The sequence below is a fragment of the Sphingomonas sp. OTU376 genome, from assembly GCF_038440415.1.
Lineage (GTDB): Bacteria > Pseudomonadota > Alphaproteobacteria > Sphingomonadales > Sphingomonadaceae > Sphingomonas > Sphingomonas kyeonggiensis_A.
Window position 1 is genome coordinate 56,575 of record NZ_JASATQ010000009.1, and the last position, 15,567, is coordinate 72,141.

General features: G+C 61.8%; 20 protein-coding genes. 11 read left to right on the plus strand and 9 right to left on the minus strand.

All coding sequences use genetic code 11. The features are described 5' to 3' along the window. Positions 1-47: 47 nt before the first annotated feature. Positions 48-341, minus strand: coding sequence for a hypothetical protein (locus tag AAHM44_RS06155; protein ID WP_342249389.1), 294 nt, complete (start codon positions 339-341; stop codon positions 48-50). 238 nt (positions 342-579) lie between these two features. On the opposite strand from AAHM44_RS06155, the gene AAHM44_RS06160 reads away from it, so the two are divergent. The 7 genes from AAHM44_RS06160 (at position 580) to AAHM44_RS06190 (ending at position 8,225) form a co-directional block, all read left to right on the plus strand. Beyond that, on the plus strand, positions 580-4,080 hold the full coding sequence (locus AAHM44_RS06160; protein WP_342249390.1) for a hypothetical protein: 3,501 nt from the start codon (positions 580-582) through the stop codon (positions 4,078-4,080). Then, positions 4,077-4,691, plus strand: a complete 615-nt coding sequence (locus AAHM44_RS06165) for a DUF4376 domain-containing protein (RefSeq protein ID WP_342249391.1) — start codon at positions 4,077-4,079, stop codon at positions 4,689-4,691. The genes AAHM44_RS06160 and AAHM44_RS06165 overlap by 4 nt, the downstream gene beginning before the upstream one ends. Positions 4,692-4,693: 2 nt before the next feature. Next, a complete protein-coding gene (locus AAHM44_RS06170) occupies positions 4,694-5,968 on the plus strand; it encodes a tail fiber domain-containing protein (protein WP_342249392.1) in 1,275 nt (424 codons plus the stop codon). Positions 5,969-5,986: 18 nt separating this feature from the next. Continuing rightward, on the plus strand, positions 5,987-6,520 hold the full coding sequence (locus AAHM44_RS06175; protein WP_342249393.1) for a hypothetical protein: 534 nt from the start codon (positions 5,987-5,989) through the stop codon (positions 6,518-6,520). After that, positions 6,517-6,939 carry a hypothetical protein gene (locus tag AAHM44_RS06180; RefSeq protein ID WP_342249394.1) on the plus strand — a complete coding sequence of 141 codons (423 nt, stop codon included), beginning with the start codon at positions 6,517-6,519 and terminating at the stop codon, positions 6,937-6,939. Before AAHM44_RS06175 ends, AAHM44_RS06180 begins: the two co-directional genes overlap by 4 nt. 15 nt (positions 6,940-6,954) lie before the next feature. Next, positions 6,955-7,644 (plus strand): glycoside hydrolase family 19 protein, encoded by a 690-nt coding sequence (locus AAHM44_RS06185; protein ID WP_342249395.1) that lies wholly within the window; start codon positions 6,955-6,957, stop codon positions 7,642-7,644. A gap of 119 nt (positions 7,645-7,763) precedes the next feature. Further along, a complete protein-coding gene (locus AAHM44_RS06190) occupies positions 7,764-8,225 on the plus strand; it encodes a hypothetical protein (protein WP_342249396.1) in 462 nt (153 codons plus the stop codon). A gap of 168 nt (positions 8,226-8,393) precedes the next feature. Here AAHM44_RS06190 and AAHM44_RS06195 read toward each other — a convergent pair whose 3' ends face one another. The 3 genes from AAHM44_RS06195 to AAHM44_RS06205 form a co-directional block, all read right to left on the minus strand. Further along, entirely contained in the window at positions 8,394-8,924 is a 531-nt protein-coding gene (locus AAHM44_RS06195) for a demethoxyubiquinone hydroxylase family protein (protein WP_342249397.1), read from the minus strand. A gap of 366 nt (positions 8,925-9,290) precedes the next feature. Beyond that, complete coding sequence (locus AAHM44_RS06200; protein ID WP_342249398.1) at positions 9,291-9,626, minus strand: hypothetical protein; 336 nt, start codon at positions 9,624-9,626, stop codon at positions 9,291-9,293. A gap of 69 nt (positions 9,627-9,695) precedes the next feature. After that, entirely contained in the window at positions 9,696-10,100 is a 405-nt protein-coding gene (locus AAHM44_RS06205) for a hypothetical protein (RefSeq protein ID WP_342249399.1), read from the minus strand. Between the two features lie 183 nt (positions 10,101-10,283). Here AAHM44_RS06205 and AAHM44_RS06210 point away from each other — a divergent pair, with 183 nt between their 5' ends. After that, positions 10,284-11,204 carry a hypothetical protein gene (locus tag AAHM44_RS06210; protein WP_342249400.1) on the plus strand — a complete coding sequence of 307 codons (921 nt, stop codon included), beginning with the start codon at positions 10,284-10,286 and terminating at the stop codon, positions 11,202-11,204. Between the two features lie 147 nt (positions 11,205-11,351). Here AAHM44_RS06210 and AAHM44_RS06215 read toward each other — a convergent pair whose 3' ends face one another. Further along, positions 11,352-12,059: a hypothetical protein gene (locus AAHM44_RS06215; RefSeq protein ID WP_342249401.1), complete on the minus strand. Its 708-nt coding sequence runs from the start codon at positions 12,057-12,059 to the stop codon at positions 11,352-11,354. Positions 12,060-12,197: 138 nt separating this feature from the next. On the opposite strand from AAHM44_RS06215, the gene AAHM44_RS06220 reads away from it, so the two are divergent. After that, positions 12,198-12,389, plus strand: coding sequence for a hypothetical protein (locus AAHM44_RS06220; protein ID WP_342249402.1), 192 nt, complete (start codon positions 12,198-12,200; stop codon positions 12,387-12,389). 66 nt (positions 12,390-12,455) lie between these two features. After that, the gene (locus AAHM44_RS06225; RefSeq protein ID WP_342249403.1) at positions 12,456-12,881 is read left to right on the plus strand and encodes a hypothetical protein; all 426 of its coding nucleotides are present in this window, start codon (positions 12,456-12,458) and stop codon (positions 12,879-12,881) included. A gap of 40 nt (positions 12,882-12,921) precedes the next feature. Here AAHM44_RS06225 and AAHM44_RS06230 read toward each other — a convergent pair whose 3' ends face one another. From AAHM44_RS06230 to AAHM44_RS06245, 4 genes are all read right to left on the minus strand, one after another. Further along, entirely contained in the window at positions 12,922-13,326 is a 405-nt protein-coding gene (locus AAHM44_RS06230; protein ID WP_342249404.1) for a hypothetical protein, read from the minus strand. 517 nt (positions 13,327-13,843) lie between these two features. Continuing rightward, the gene (locus AAHM44_RS06235) at positions 13,844-14,170 is read right to left on the minus strand and encodes a hypothetical protein (protein ID WP_342249405.1); all 327 of its coding nucleotides are present in this window, start codon (positions 14,168-14,170) and stop codon (positions 13,844-13,846) included. A gap of 84 nt (positions 14,171-14,254) precedes the next feature. Next, on the minus strand, positions 14,255-14,485 hold the full coding sequence (locus AAHM44_RS06240) for a hypothetical protein (RefSeq protein WP_184171477.1): 231 nt from the start codon (positions 14,483-14,485) through the stop codon (positions 14,255-14,257). Positions 14,486-14,573: 88 nt separating this feature from the next. Further along, on the minus strand, positions 14,574-14,852 hold the full coding sequence (locus AAHM44_RS06245) for a hypothetical protein (protein ID WP_342249406.1): 279 nt from the start codon (positions 14,850-14,852) through the stop codon (positions 14,574-14,576). Positions 14,853-15,266: 414 nt separating this feature from the next. Here AAHM44_RS06245 and AAHM44_RS06250 point away from each other — a divergent pair, with 414 nt between their 5' ends. Then, complete coding sequence (locus AAHM44_RS06250) at positions 15,267-15,503, plus strand: hypothetical protein (RefSeq protein WP_342249407.1); 237 nt, start codon at positions 15,267-15,269, stop codon at positions 15,501-15,503. Positions 15,504-15,567 lie beyond the last annotated feature (64 nt).

Here is a 15,567-nt window from a genome sequence, read left to right on the forward strand (position 1 = left end):
GGCGCCTGAACGTCGGCGTTTGGGTGGTTTGCGGTCATTACCAAACGTCATGCGCCTGCGTCATGCACCTCAATTCCCAGCACACCGGTTAAGCGCGCGAGAAGGTCGCTCATCCAACTTTCCCAACGGTCATTGTCCAAATTACCACTGATCAGCAGGCCAGACGGTTCTACCGACGCCCACAGAAACTGCGCGTCACCATCGTTTCCGAACCAGTAGGGAATCCCGTCTTTGTATCCGCGCCAACCCGCCATTTGTTGATATACTCCAGCAATCGAGCGCCAAGTTTCGTCGGGCAGCTCGTAGCTAACGTTCAGCGTGATCGTTTGAGCAGGCGCCACACAGAGTCCTCGAAATTTTGCGACCATTCGCTTCGGCAACTGTCGGGATGGCCAAATCTGCGAATGTCCGCAACTGGGGCGTAAGCTGCCGGTTCGCTTGCATGAGTCTACGGCCTAGCTGACGCACACCTGACCAGCGAACATTTGGCTCTCGACAGGCGGCACCCACGCCGAGCCTGCGGGATCAAACCCCAGTTGCAATAGCACCGGCATTCCTTCTTCCACCAGGAGGCTTCCTTTGAGCAAAGTCTTGAAGACTGCTGCCATCGTGGTGTCGGTGGTGGCGCTAACGCTCGCAATCCCAGGGGCCGGCACCGCCATCGGCCTGTCCGCTGCCGCGACCGCGACCGCGGCCTCGGTCGCCACGATAGCCGCAGCCGGATTGTCACTCGCCGCGCGGCTGACAACAAAGCCACCATCGGCGCAGGCGACAGGGTCGCAAACAAGCTTTAGCGCCGATCCCGACGCCGGCCTCCCCTATGTGGTGGGCCGGACGGGGTCGGCGGGCAACATCGTGTTGCGCAAGGGCTTCAACACCAGCGACGCCGGCGACAACGACCGGCAGTCCTTCGTGTCGGTGCTCTCTATCGGGCCGGTGAAGTCGGTGGGCGGGTTCACCGCCGATCGCACCGCCGTTTCGTTCAACGGCGTCGGCCAGGCCATCGGCACCTTTGCCGGTTTCATGTGGATGACGACGCAGCTCGGCCTGTTGCCGCAGCCGGCTGCCCTTGGCTTCGGCACGGGTGCTGGCACGCCGCCCGGGTGGTCAGCCGCCCACAAGCTCTCAGGCCTCGCGGCAGCCGCCTGGACCCTGCGCTTCGATACGAAGGCCAAGCTTTACCAAAATGGTGTGCCCGCCCCGATGTGGGTGGTCGAAGGCGGCCTTTGCTACGATCCGCGCAAGGACAGCACCTATCCTGGCGGAAGCGGCCCCCATCGCATGGCCGACCCGGCGGACACTGCAGCGTACGACGCCGCCGTCGCGACCTGGGAATATTCCGAGGACCCGTATCTTCATGGCCTCAAGTGGGTGCACGGCATCTGGCAGCGCGATCGAAACGATCCGACGTCGAAGTACCAGCGCGTCATGGGCATGGGTGCTCCTTGGGCCGGGATCGACGTCGCATCTTTCGTTGACGGGGCGAACATCGCGCAGGCGAACGGATGGAAAGTCGGTGGCGTCATCTTCTCGGGTGACAACAAGTGGGATAGCCTGAAGAAGCTCTTGCAGGCTGGCATGGGCGAGCCCCTCGCTCTCGGCGCCAAGATCAGCTGCCTGGTGAACGCGCCCAAGGTCAGCCTGGCCACGATCACCATCGACGATGTCGTCGGCGAGGCATCGGTTGCGGCAACGCAGCCGCGCCGCGCGCGCATCAACACGGTGACGCCGCGCTACCGCCTCGAGGCGAACAACTGGCAGCTGCTGCCGGGCCCTCCGATCTCGGTACCCGAATATGTCGCAGCCGATCGCGGCAAGCGATCGAAGGTGCTCGACTATGCGTTCATCCAGGACGCGAACCAAGTCGCCACCGCCGTCCGCTACGATATCGAGAACGCGCGTGAGTTCGGCCCGATCGTGCTGCCGCTCAAGCTGTTCTGGATGGGCTTCAAACCCGGCGACTGTGTAACCGCGCAGCTGCCGGAGATGGGCCTCAACGGCCAGACGATCCTCCTGCTCAACCGCGATCTCGATCCCGGCTCTGGTATCGCGACGATGACGGCGCGTAGCGAAACGCCGGGCAAGCATCCTTTCGCGCTTGGCCAGACCACTACGCCCCCGTCAACGCCCGCCCTATCCGGGCCGCCGCTGGTCCCGGTGCCCGGCGCGGCGGCCTGGGATATCTCCGAGACCGGCCTGACGAAGGACGGCGTTACCTTCCCGGCTCTGGTAGTTACGGGCGCCGTCGATGCCGGATCCGCAGAAAGCGTGGTTTTCGAATACCGGCGGTTCGTCAACGGGCAGGCGGCCGACGCCAATTGGAGCGTGGCCGGTGTCGAGCCGGTCACGACTGCTCGCAAGGAAATCGCGGGGGTTCTTCCTTCCACTGCCTACGAAGTCGCCGTCAGCTATCGATCGCGCGGGGTTCTGGGCGGTCGGCGCATTCTGGGGCCGGAAGTCACCACCGCGGACACCGCTGCGGACAACGCGTCTGCCGCGCTCGACCTTGCCGAAGCGGCGCAGGATCTCGCCAGCGGCAAAAGCACCATCTTCTATCAGGTGTCGCCGCCGACCGCCGCAGAGAGCGCCGAGAATGATCGCTGGGTCGATACCGATGCGGGCAACTTCGAATATCGGCGCCTCCCTGGCAGCGGCCGGCTCTCGATCGGCGGCACCGTGTTCACCTTCGGTGGTGCTGCGATCGTCTATCCGCCTTGGGCACCGGCGCCTGACCAGCGCATTGCGCAAGCGCTGACCGACGCGGCCGGCGCCCAGGCGACCGCCGACGGCAAGGTTGCCACCTTCAACCAGGAGGCCACGCCCACCGCCGAGAGCTTCGGCGACCTTTGGTATCAGCCGAGCACCCAGTCGCTGAAGCGCTGGAACGGCGCATCCTGGTCGGAAGTGGCGACGGTGGGTGCCACGCCCGCGCAGATCGCTCAGATCACCCAGGCACTATCCGACGCGGCCAATGCGCAGGCGACGGCCGATGGGAAGATCGACTCCTTCTATCAGCCCGGCGCGCCCGCTGTGTTCGGCGAGGGCGACCTCTGGACCGACACCGACGACGGCAACAAGCTGTACCGCGCATCGGCAAACTCAGCGGCCGGCGGGGCTTGGGTGCTGGTGCGCGATACGGGCATAGCGGCTGCGATCGCGGCCGCAGCCGGCGCGCAGGGCACTGCCGACGGCAAGGTCACCACCTTCACCGGAGCCGGCGTGCCGGCGGCGACTGCGGTCGGCGATCTCTGGTACAATGGCACCACCGGCGTGCTCGCGCGCTGGAACGGCGCCGACTGGATTTCAACCGCGGACAACACCGCGCTCGTGCAGCCTTCCGTGACCGGGCCGACGCCACTCAGCTTCAACGCCAACTATCTCGGCGTGCTCGACGCGGGCGCGGTGCCGAAGGACTTCCCCTACAAGCGACTGCAGGGCTCGACCGATGTCACCACTGCGACCGCATGGTCGATCGTCGCGGCGGACGGGGTGACGCTGACGATCGGCGCGGGCGACGGCGTGGCGAACATCACGGCCGTCAGCAAGGACTCGGCCAGCTTCACGATCCGATCGACCTACAATGGCGTGACCCGCGACTTCCCTGTCATCGTCCAGCGGTCCCGCGCTGCGGCGCCGGTCAACACGGGCAGCACCGGCAATCCGGGCACCTCCGGATCGGTCAACGCAAGCGCGTCCAGCACCTCCACCAGATATGGCGGGGCGGACAGCGCTTCGTTTACCTGCGTCGCCGGTTCCGCTGGCCAAGTCGCGCTCAGCACCTCGCTCACCGTTTCGCTCTACGCGCCGAGCGGGGTCTATTCGCAGTCGGGTTACGCGAAGCCGCAATGGCGGGTGCCGGGCGGCAGCTGGGCGGACGTCGGTTCAGAGTATCTCAGCAACGGCTCCGCCAGCTACGACAAGACCAACGGCCCTACGGACACCACGCTCGACGTCAATGTCACTAAGACCGGGCTGACGGCGGGCAGCACCTATGAGTTCCGCCTGACCTTCCGAAAGGCATCCGGCACCAGCGGCCAGACGATGTCGTTTTCCGGCACCTTCGCGGGGACCGGCTCGTGACCTGGTGGATGGTCCGCGATCGCGCCACGGGCGAGGAGCAGCTCGTCAGCTGCGACGGCGCCTACGCGCCGTACGACGGTGACCTCTTCGATCTCGCGGAGCTGGAGCGTGAGCTAGACCTGACGCAAGAGCGATGGGATTGGGGACTTGGCGCTATCGTGCTGCGGGCAACGCCCGAGCAGGCCCGGAACGACCGGTGGGAGGCGGCGAAGGTCTACCGCGAGCAGCGCCGCAACGCGCCACTGCCGATCATGGGTGTGCTCGCCGGCGACGTGATTATTGCCGATTGCGACCTAGAGAGCCGCCTCACGATCGCCGGAGCGGTCCAGATGGCCACGCTCGCGCAGGCGGCGAACGAGCCGTACTCTCTGACGTTCACCGATCACGACAATCGCCAGCACACCCTCGATGCCGGCCAGGTGATCGCGCTGGGTGTCAGCGTGGCGACATTCCAGGGGCTCTGCCACGCCGCGAGCCAGAGCGTGCGCAACGCGCTCGATACGGCGGTCGCCGAGGGAGCCACCGCTGCTGAGATCCTGCTCATCGACATCACCGCCGGCTATCCCGAACCACCCGAAGCCGGCGATCCACCCACTGAACCGGAGAGCTGACCGTGGCCGATACCGACTTCAACGCGCTGACCGCGACCAACACCATTGCGGCGACCGACAGCATCGTGATTGTGCGGGCTGGCGTTCCCTACCGCTACACCGGGCCGCTTTTCGTCGTAGACGGATCGGCGAACTTCGGCTTCGGCGCCGCTGCCCCGGTGAGCAAGATCCATGCGAACGTTGTCGGCAGCGTCAAGAGCTACGTCACCGCCGGGAATAGCGCGGGCGGCGCGATGATCGGCGTTGCCGCAGATGGCACCGCCGAGGTGAACAATTACGCTGGCGGGGCGATCACGTTCAACAACTACAACGCGGGCGGGGCAAAGACCGAGTATGGCCGCTTCAGCGGGGCGGGCGATCTTGGGATCGGCACCACCAACCCCGGCGGGTGGCGCATCAATGCCCGGCAGGGAAGCACTTCGCTGCTGGCGCTCGAAAACACTGCCGGCGTTGGTACGACAATCCGGTTGGCGGACGCCTCCTATGCCGGGCACCTCGTCCAGAACGCCGGCGCGATGATCATACAGGTCGCCGGCACGACAGAGGCCTTCCGCTGCGACACGTCGGGCAGCATCATTCCGGGTGCCGATAATGCGCGTAATCTGGGCTCGGCGTCCCGTCGCTTTGGTACGGTCTATGCGGCAACCTCGACCATCAACACTTCGGACGCAGCGCTCAAGACCGTCCGAGGTGAGGGCGGGCTGACGCCGGAAGAGATCGCCTGGGCCCGCGCGATCCGCATCCTTCCCTATCGCTTCAACGATGCGATCGCGGCGAAGGGTGAAGCGGCGCGGCTGCACTTCGGCGTGCTCGCTCAGGACGTGCACGCCGCCGGCTTGGCGGCGGGCATTAAAGATCCCTTCGCTTACGCCTTCCTGTGCCGAGACCCTCTCATGGAGGAAGTGGAGGTGATGGAGCAGGTCCATGTGCAGAAGACCGAGCCCTACGAACGCGCCGAAACGACCATCGTCGTGGAAGACGGTATCGCGCGAGCGCGGGAGCGCACCGTCAACGACGCGCGGCCAGTGTTCGAAGAGATCCCGCTGGTCGATGAGCAGGGCGTAGCCGTTATGCTGCGCACCGGCGAGGATGCGGAGGGCGCTCCCATCATGCGGCAGGCCGTACACCTGGAGCCGGTCATGGTGACGATCGAGCAGCCGGTGACCAAGGCAATGCCGGCGTTCGATGATCAGGGCAGGCCGGTCGAGCGCTGGGGCATCCGCTACGAGGAACTGGCCATGTTCCTGCTCGCAGCCTCTGCCGCGCCTCATCCCTGATCCCAGGAGAACCTCGCTATGAACGTCTCGAGCTTCGCCGAGAAGGCGATCGCCATGGGGCCGGCGACAGCCGCCCCACCCAGCTTCGACGGCCAAGGGTGGCTGGTGGTAATCAACCTGGCCTCATTCACTTTCGCCTTCCTGCTGTGCGCGATGCTGGCGGCAAAGTGGATCGGGGACATCTGGCGTAACCGGAAGCGCGACACGCTCGATCATCCCGTAACGATTTGGCGCGGAATCGGCATAGCACTCACCCTGGCCGGCGTGCTTCGCTTCGGAATTGCCGCCGCGGTGCTCTGGGGATGGAACCCGCTTGATCCGGTGGGAACGGCTGCGGTGCTGACGCTGCAACGATATGTGGATCCGGTGGCGGCAGCGCTTGGCATCAGCGGGCTCGCCACCTTCTTCCTCTCTGAGCGCGGTATGGTCGACCAACTGCGCAAGGAGCCCTTTCCGCTCAACATGTGGGCCTCGCTTCCCATGCTGAAGCGCCCCGCCTTTCTCGCCCTTCTTTGCCTGTTCGCGGCCATCGGCGTGGTCTCTACGCGATGATCTACCGGCTGGGGGCAACCGGTCTCGCAGTGACGCTGATCGCGGTGCAGGCAGTTCAAGCAGCGGGGGCAAGCGTGGCAACAGCAGAGCCGGTCATCTGGCACTTTCTCGGCTATCCCTTCGAAGCCGCCGGCATGATCTCGGCCGTGTTCGGTTGCATAGTCGCCCGAGTCTGGGTGAACGCTGCCCAGCACCTCAAGCATCAATATCGGCTGGTGCTGGATGCACCAATTACCGCTGCCGTCTTCGGGGTGACCGTGGCGCTGGTGATCTGGCAGCGGCCCGCGCCGCTCATCGGCATTTTCCTGGGCCTCGGCATGGGCATGCTCGGTGAGGGCGTCTTCAAGCTGGCCGAGCTTTACACCCGCAAGATCCTGCGCGTGGCCGGTATCGCCGACGATCCGCCGCCGGCACCCTAACCGAGGAGTATTACCATGTTTGATGCACGTCCCCTCCAGGGGCGGCTGGCAGCGCGCGGCTATTCGCTCGCGATCGACGGGAGTGCCGGGCCGAAGACCCTCGCCGCCTTGCTTGCCTTCATCGGTCGGCAGCAGCTCACGCCGCTGATCGCGCAACTCGGCGCAGCCGCAGCGCAGCACCTGCCTTCGGCGGAGATCATCACCCCGCTGCGCGTCGCGCATGCGCTGGCGCAGTGGGCCGTTGAGACCGGCGGCTTTGCGAAGCTCGAGGAAAACCTCAACTACTCGGCCACGCGACTGCGGGCCGTCTGGCCGAGCCGCTTCCCAACCCCACTCGATGCTAGCCTGTTCGCTCACAAGCCAGAGCATCTTGCCGAAAAGGTCTATGGCGGCCGTGGCGGCAATGCGAAGCCCGGCGACGGCTGGCTTTATCGGGGACGCGGCCCGACCATGCTTACCTTCCACGACAACTATGCCGATGCCCAGCGGCTCACCGGCGTCGCCGTGTTGGCCAGTCCCGACTTGGTGGCGACGCCCGATGTCGGCATGCTCGTTGCCTGCGCCTATTGGCGCCAGCGCAACATCAACGCCGTCGCCGACTGCGATGACCTGACGGCCGTTCGCGTGAAGGTCAATGGCGGCAAGATCGGGCTGGAACAGGCGCAAGCCTATCTCCGCCGCGCCAAGTTGGTTCTTCTTCCTTGATCATCTGGGTGGGACACTGCCAGTCCGCTCCTGACCGGCCCTTCACAATATCGGTGTTGAGAACTGCCAGCCGATATCCCGCTTGGCACTGTCGCCGATTATAGTGCTAGGCTTGCAACATGATGCGCCTTGTTCCGCTGGCAATGATCGCGATGCTTGCCGGATGTAAGGCGAAGCAAGAGGAGAAGCAGCGCCCGCCGACGCACCGGCCAAACGCTACGGTGATCGCCAACATGAGCAGTGGAGATCAGCCGCTTGGCATAGCCTTCATGCTTCAACCCGGATTGATCGGCATAAGGCTTGGTGAAGGCGGGCATTTCGAGGGAGATGCGTTGGCCCCGGTGCGAAAGGCTGTCGCGAGCCACTTCGCAAAACATCCTGACTGTCTGTGGACCAGTATTATGCTGACCGGAGATGTAACGAGTGTTCCTGGTCCGTCGGAGGATGCGCCGACGCATGGTGGCTCCAGCGTGCTGCGTGTTAACAAGGTATTCGAGTGGCACTTCATCGCGCCGGAAGAAAGCTCGCGGCGCACAGGCTATCCAATGGATCGGTTGGGTCCGAAGCGAGACCTCTGCTGAGGTTCTCAGCCTGAGCGATCTAGCGTTGCGGGCGCTTTTTATCTCAACGCGTGACTGACCGCTCGAAATGTCCGCTACTCGGGCGTTGGCTGCCTGTCCGCTCCTGGACCGGCGGCTGCCCGGCTGAGCGCCCGACAATGGGTGGTTAGCTGCCATTCGCCGTACGGGCTACAGCCGCATGCCAAGCCAGATGACGGCTTCCGTAGAGAATGCCACAACCGGGTCGATCAGCTTGGGCCACATGCCGACCTCCCTTATCCTCGCAGCCGAGCGGTCATGGTGCTCCTGCTCCTCCACGATGATTGCCCGCAAGGTATCGGCTGCTTGTTTATCGACTCCGTCGAGTGCCTGAAGCTGTTCTTGCATGTGATGAAGCACGACGCGTTCGATCGCTACCGTCGTCGCGGCGATCGCGTCGCGGCCAGCGAGACCCGTCGCAGCTCCAAGCGCAAATCCACCAACTGCGCACAGAAAGTAACTCCTGCAGCGAGGCCTTTCGCGACGCTGTAGCTCCGCGAGGAACTGTGCTCGGTGTGCAAGAAACTCGTCCAGCTCGTCTACCATCTCCGGTGCCCGCCAACGGGCGAACCATCGCTGCGCCGCGTAAATGCAGACGGCACCGTGCTCACCGGCATGGTCCACTTTCATGACGCGATCGCCGAGCGTTTCTCCTATATTGAGCCGTGCGATCAGGGCCATGTAGTCATGGTTCCACGGCTGACGAACGTTCGCACGTGGGGCATTTGCCGCCTGGCGGCTTTTGGATCAGCCGCCGAGCGGCCGATAATGGGTGGAAAGCGGACGTTGGCCAATCACTTTAGCGGATGGTAGTTTTAGGCGTGCCCTTTGAGAGAACTCATAACCCGGACCTGAAGCGCTTCCTGCTCGCACTCGACAGTTGGGCGGCGAACAATCACGTCGCGTCGATAACATGCGACCAATGTGGATCAGTCATACAGTTTCGACATCAGGATACGACCACTTGGCACGAATGCGACTGCGGCAAGTTCAATGGAGTGCTGAGAGGCCTCTAGCGAACGTCTGCAACTGGGTGGAAAGCGGACATTACCGCTTTGAGCGAAACAGGCAGCGTTGCGCCTCATTGATTGCGCCTTCGTCCCAGTCGATCTCGCGTCGAGAGGCAGGCAGGTAGTCGCGGCGCGACGGCTCGTCGTAGATGAGGGTGGCGTGGATACCTTGGGCCTCCCTTTTCAAAATAGGACGCTCCCAAATGCGAGAGAATATCTCTTCTGCCACGGCCTCGCCGACCCTGCCGATGACATCCTCGATTACCTCGATCTCCTCTCCGTTAGGAAAAAGGATCGCAAACTCTTCATCTGTGGCTTGGAACACGCTGAAGGTAGCGTTCAACGCGCTATCGACGGTCAGGATATTCTTCATAGGCCGTCGTTACCGAATAATGCTGGCGTCTGCCATTGGGTGGAAAGCGGACGTTCGAACAGAAACTCGTCAGACGGTCCGATTATTGACCACTTGGATGTCGAATGCTCCGATCGGTTGGCGATCACGAGGTTCCCATGTCCAACCTTGATATACCAAACCCGCTTCTTTGGCGGCTTCTAAAATGCGCGGAATGCGCCTTTGCAGCCACTCCATCTGAGGTTTGACGGTTTCCCATGCCTCAAGTCGGTCGGGCAAAAAGTCGACTCCTGCCGAAGCGAACAAAGGCACGAAATAGGAGTAGATCGCCTCCACGCTTGTCTTCATCGGATCGATCGGATCGACTTCGATAAAGTGGTGGCAAACAGGTTCCGGAGCCGCATGCACGCGATCAGCTTCAATTTGCATGATCGCGGTTGAGCCAGCGGCAAGATGTTGTGCTATTGTCCGGCGGGGCGTTTCTGCTTCTTCCATGAGGCCTTTCTACCAGCTGCCTAGAACGTCCGCTATCGGGGCGTTTGCCGCCCGACCGCTTCCGGATCGGCCTGGCACCGCTCGGACGGCCGACTATGGGTGGGAAGCGGCTAGTCAGCTTTTGAGTTTTCAATCGCGGAAAGCCGCCCCTATTTCTAGGTCTCGGCGGGTGGGGGATGATCGGTGAGGGGTCTTTTGAAATGGGCGTTCGGGCGCAAGCTGGCTGATCCCAGCACAGGCGCAATCTCGCTGCCCACCTCAGTAGAAGCGGGGCAGGTCTACTCCTTTCAGACTCGACCCTATTCGGAGTTCGGTCCAGCCGACACGGGCCGGTTTGCGGCCATCAAGATTCTCGGCGCTGATGACCAGCATGTCGTTGTCGCGGTGCTAGACCGCGTGTGGCCTGAAGCTCCGACCGGCAAAGACATCCGTGGCGTCTCGATAATCAACGAGCATCGGTTCGCGCATACGGGCAGGCCCGCTATATTTGGTGTAAATCGCAATTGGTGGAAGCCGGAGAGCGATCTGGACGAGTTCAACTTCGCTGGAACACTGCCAGTTTCCCGCGCGGAGCAATCGCATGTCGACGCGGTCGCGAGCTACGCGCCGGGCTCGCGGTTCTCCACGCTTCGTGCTGCCAATCATGCCGCCGAAGGGGAGTGGCGTTGGGCGAATGATCGAGAAGCGTTCCTCGTCGAGGCCGAGAAGAACAACGCCAAAAATGAAGCGGAGCGTGCGGCCAAGGAGGAGCGGTATCGCACGCGCTTGAGCAAGCTGACATGGGCGCAACTTCGATCAGAAACCCCCTTCGAGCGATGGACTCCATCGCCGCCGTTTCCATCAGAAGAGTTCACCACGGCTGCGCGCGCAACGATTCGCAATGCTTACGATGCTCTTGAGCAGCTTGGGCAGAAACCTCGTCGAGCGGACGTCCGAGCGATCCTGAAAAGGACAGTCAACTGGTTCAATGAGGCGGACGAGGAAGCCGGTGGCGTCATTGAGACCGAAGAGCGCGAGGACATATGTGCCGTGCTCGAAGAGATGGCCCACGTGGCGCGGCAGAAGGTCCTCGTGGAGGAGATCGACGAGTGGCGCGAGTGGTAAGGCTTGTGGCAGTGTTCCAATAGAACGGCAGATTTCAGGTCGTTCGATCCTCGGCACTAGTGGCAGAAATTGGGGCGTTTGCAGCCTGACAGCTTTTAGATCGACCGTTTCACCGCCGAACGGCCGACGATGGGTGGAAAGCGGTCGTCAGGCCACGCACTGACCGACCAGCAGGCACCAGTTAAACAACAGCCACCGGAGTGGACCGTAGAGAACGAAGGGTCCGGTTGCCAACCCGATCCACGGTACCGCAGCGAGAGACCGAACTCGCCAAATGACCATTGCCCAACCGACAACGCACGCCATCTCAATCGCAAATATAACCGGTGGATCGATCAGCGTGCTCACCGTCATAACGTCGAAGGCGAACGCCATTGCAGCAATTACTATGAGCAAGGCTCGCATAGTCGGAACATAGCGGTAGCGGAAAGGTCCGTTAGTGGCGGGTTTGCCGACATTCAGGCTGCGAGTGTAATCGCTTTCTCGCGCCTCATCGGGCAGGAGCGCTAGCACCTCGGCAGCTCTTGAACGGATCGCCTGCCAGCGCGGGTCGTCAAATAAGGCTTCCCGCACCCAGAAGTCCTCGTGTGACGGGCCACTCCAACAGCTCAACAGCTCATCAAGAGTTTGGAGGGCATCAATCTCATCCTGACTGATCTCGCCGAACTCAAGCATGTGACCGACAGCTACAAAGCTATCATCAAACTCCATCGCGAGCTCAAAGTTGCCGTAAGCCTCAGCGCTCTTGCCTCCTGTTAGGCCTGAGAAGCTGCTATCAAGATATGAAACTTGCGCCTCCGCCGATGCTGCTAGGTTGGCAACTGCCTCTCGCAACATGGTATAGCGCGTACCCATCACCTCTTCCTAGTCTAGCTGACTAAGGTCCGGAAGTGGGTGGAAAGCCGCCGTTGCGCCGAAGCGCGGTGTCGCTAAGCTCGCGGCATGATCTGCAATATTATCGACAGGCGGACTAGGCCCTACCGCTGGCGCGAGGTGAACGCCATCCTCGAAGCAACCTCGCATGACAACGCCTGCGAAGACGCGGATTTACAGCCGGCGACCGATGACGACCTTACCTATGACCAGCGAGAGAATATCACGCTGGCAGAAGCCATCGCCTGGGCTAGCTCAGAGTCCTCGGCAGTGACGTTGTATCTTTACGACAAGGGTGCGGGAACGACTTGATAAAGGTCAGCAATTGGGGTGGAAAGCGACCATTGCGAACTCGTGTGATTTGGTTACGCTGTAACAATGGCTACGAACATCAAAGCTCTATTGGCCGCTCCCGCACCGATCTTCGCCCTAGTATCCATTGCGATTGCACGCCCTAGCCTTGGCTGGTCGGACGTCGCTGTCAGCCTCGGCATCGCTTTTGCGGCCAGCTACGGGATGTTGGTTGCGGGCCTTCCAGTTCACCTGATGCTCCGCCGATTTCATCGCACTGATTTCGGGAGCTATTTGTTGGCTTTCCTGCTCGCTCTGGCCGTGGCGGTTGCGGTTACGACATTCACCGAGGTATCCCCAGCTCCTTTGGCGAGCGATAATTCGCCGTTCGCCGAAATGACGTTAAGGAACGGGGGATGGATTGTGCTCCTTCTTTTTGGCGCACCAATCGCGTCATTGATCGCGTGGATATTCTGGAAGTTTGTTGCTTCTCCGCGAGAGGAGCTGTGCTGAACCGAGGGCTGCTATTGGGGCGTAAGGCGACAGTCGGCCTTCAGTGCGTGTCTTCCGCAATGCGGACGTCGGAGAAGCGAGATTTCACCTTCGCGATTGCGTCTGCATCCAAGGTCTCCACCTCATAGAACGAGCTGTCGAATGCTCGGATAGTCAGCCATTCTCGATGTGGATCGTCAGGCGACGCGCCCACGAAGTCCCCCCAAATGACCTGCACTGTGTCGGCGGCGATAATGAGAAGCTCGTCACCAGCGATCCGAGCCGACGCCTCCGCCAACTCTTCGAGACGCCGCCCTCCTACGCCTGTCGCTTCGAAGGACGACTCATCTGGCGACGTAATCGTCCATGTTGCGGCCAGTGACAAAGGGGCGAGAGCACGGATTAGGTCGCGCAAGTCGAATGCGAGAGCGCCACCGTCCAAGTCATGAATTGTGAGTGTCGTCATGCCGCTTTCTCAATCTGGCTGTCATCGACGAGGTGAACGAACGGCCGCTTTCGGGCGAGCACCGCGATGCGGTGAACGACTACATATGGGGCATTTGCCAACGATCGGCTCTTGGGTCGGCCACCACACTGGTGCGCGGCCGAGAATGGGTGGGAAGCGGACCTAACGGCGTGCTGGCGAGTGGCGCTCACAAAACCACATCATCGCCGCCCAACATACGAGAAAAATCGCCACCGTTAGCACTTCACTGAAAGTGCTCGCCGCCCAACAGAGCGCGAGGCTGATCCATATCATCGGGATAGGATAGACAATGCCCTTCCAGTGCGTAGGCATGTAGCTCCACGCGACGCGGTCGAACCAAATCTCCCGCCCTTGATCGTTTCGCTTGCTCATGCTTTGATCAATAGCCCGTTTTTGCCGGGCGGCGAATGCCCGCTAATGGGGCGTGAGCAGCCCGACCGCTTTTTGATCGGCCCAGGCGCCGCTGGGCGGCTGAGAATGGGTGGAGAGCTGTCAGTCAGCTATCAGAGTGAAACGCGTCCCAAGCCGCGGCCTCCAAGCGGCCATCGCCATTCGCGATAGTGTCGCCGTTCCCGTCAGTTAAGACGAAGGAGTGTTGCTTGCCGCCCAATGCGGCTGCGCCGTCGAGTGCGAGAAGCAAGGTGTAAAAGGTGTCTGTCAGGACCGCATCAATTGCCGCGAACACCTGTTTGCGTTGAGATTCGGTCAGGTTCGCAGTTGCTAGGTGGGCCGCGACAGCGGTTCCTCCTGACACGTCGGCAAAGGATGAAAGCAGCGTATCGCGTTCCTCGCGGCAAGCCGCTGCGAACTCCTTAGCACCCATACTAGATCGCTCCCCGTTGCAGCCTAGCTATAGCAGCCGGCCCGATGGAGCCAATGTCTGCTATTGGGTGGGAAGCTGCCGTTATCAGGTTGGCTGAACGCCGAGCTCCGCAAGCTTCTCGATGCCGAAGATACTCCCCTCGCTGCGAAACACTTCAACGTCGGGGCCGCGATCATCGAAGAACTCAATTTCCCATCGCTCGCCAGGAAGTGTGACAATCACCATGACAGCCCCCTCGCGGACTGACGTGAGCGCATAATGCGTATTGTTGGCCTCAAGCTCGCGGATGAACTGCTGAACTGTTAGGTTGCTCATGCCGCCGGTTTATGGCTCGCCCCCCAATGTCCGCAAGTGGGTGGTTAGCTGACAAGCCGCTTTGAGCATTGCAGCGTGATACCTTGCACTAGCGACTTGCTTCGACCCTCTTACGATAGAGAGCGTCTGGTCCCTTTGCTGCTTCAAGTCGGATACGGCGGTGGACGATGCCAAACATCAGCGGTGCGCCGATCAGAATGAGTCCAATCATCGTCTCGGGCACGCTGGGTCGCCATCCCGCCAGTAAGGCTGCGCTGTAGACGAAAACGAAAAGGAACGCCCATGTTAGTGCGGCGAAGTCAGTCAGGCGCGATATCGGCCTGCTATGGTAGCGTGAATGCGCGAACCGCCAGAACGCCGCCTTCATCTCACTCCCCTCTAAGATCAGAGCGGTTTGACCGTTTTGGGGTCGTCCGGCAAGGCGCTTGAACAATGGAAAATGGGGCTTTGCGCCTCGGCAGCTTTTGGGTCCGCTGAACATCCGGAAATGGGTGGAAAGCCGTCATCCACGCGCCTTGCGAATCAGGGCCGCCGTTAGGTGCCACCCTAACTCCTTCGCGAGTTCGTGGTCTTGCTCGGCGATGGATGACTGTGGCCACGGGACTACGACCATAAGTGGCCGCTGATCCATAACCGCAATCTCACGAAAGGGCATATCTATGTTCGACACTTGAAACTGGCGCGTCGAAGACCGGATCGATTCAGCAAACATTGCCAGAACCTGCGTGTCCGCTGACGGAACAGCGCCAGTCGCAACGGCAAACGAGGACACTGGCTGTCCATGGGCATAGACAACGACCATCGCCGCGCTTTCAACGGCGGTACATTTTATGCGCAGATGACTGAGCGGCCCTTGGAGAGGCTGATCAAAAACAGGCCCGTAGTGATCGATCAAGGACGCGCAAACCCCAATCCAATGCTGGGACAACTCGTCGAACAGCCGCGCCCCAACACCGAGCAATTCGCCGTCTATGGCGAATGGAGCGATCCAGAAGCGATCACAGACGCCGGATTGTGAGTGGCTTTCGTCAGGCAGATCATGCGTCATCAAGCTTTTCGTAGGCGCCGCAGTGATGGTCCGC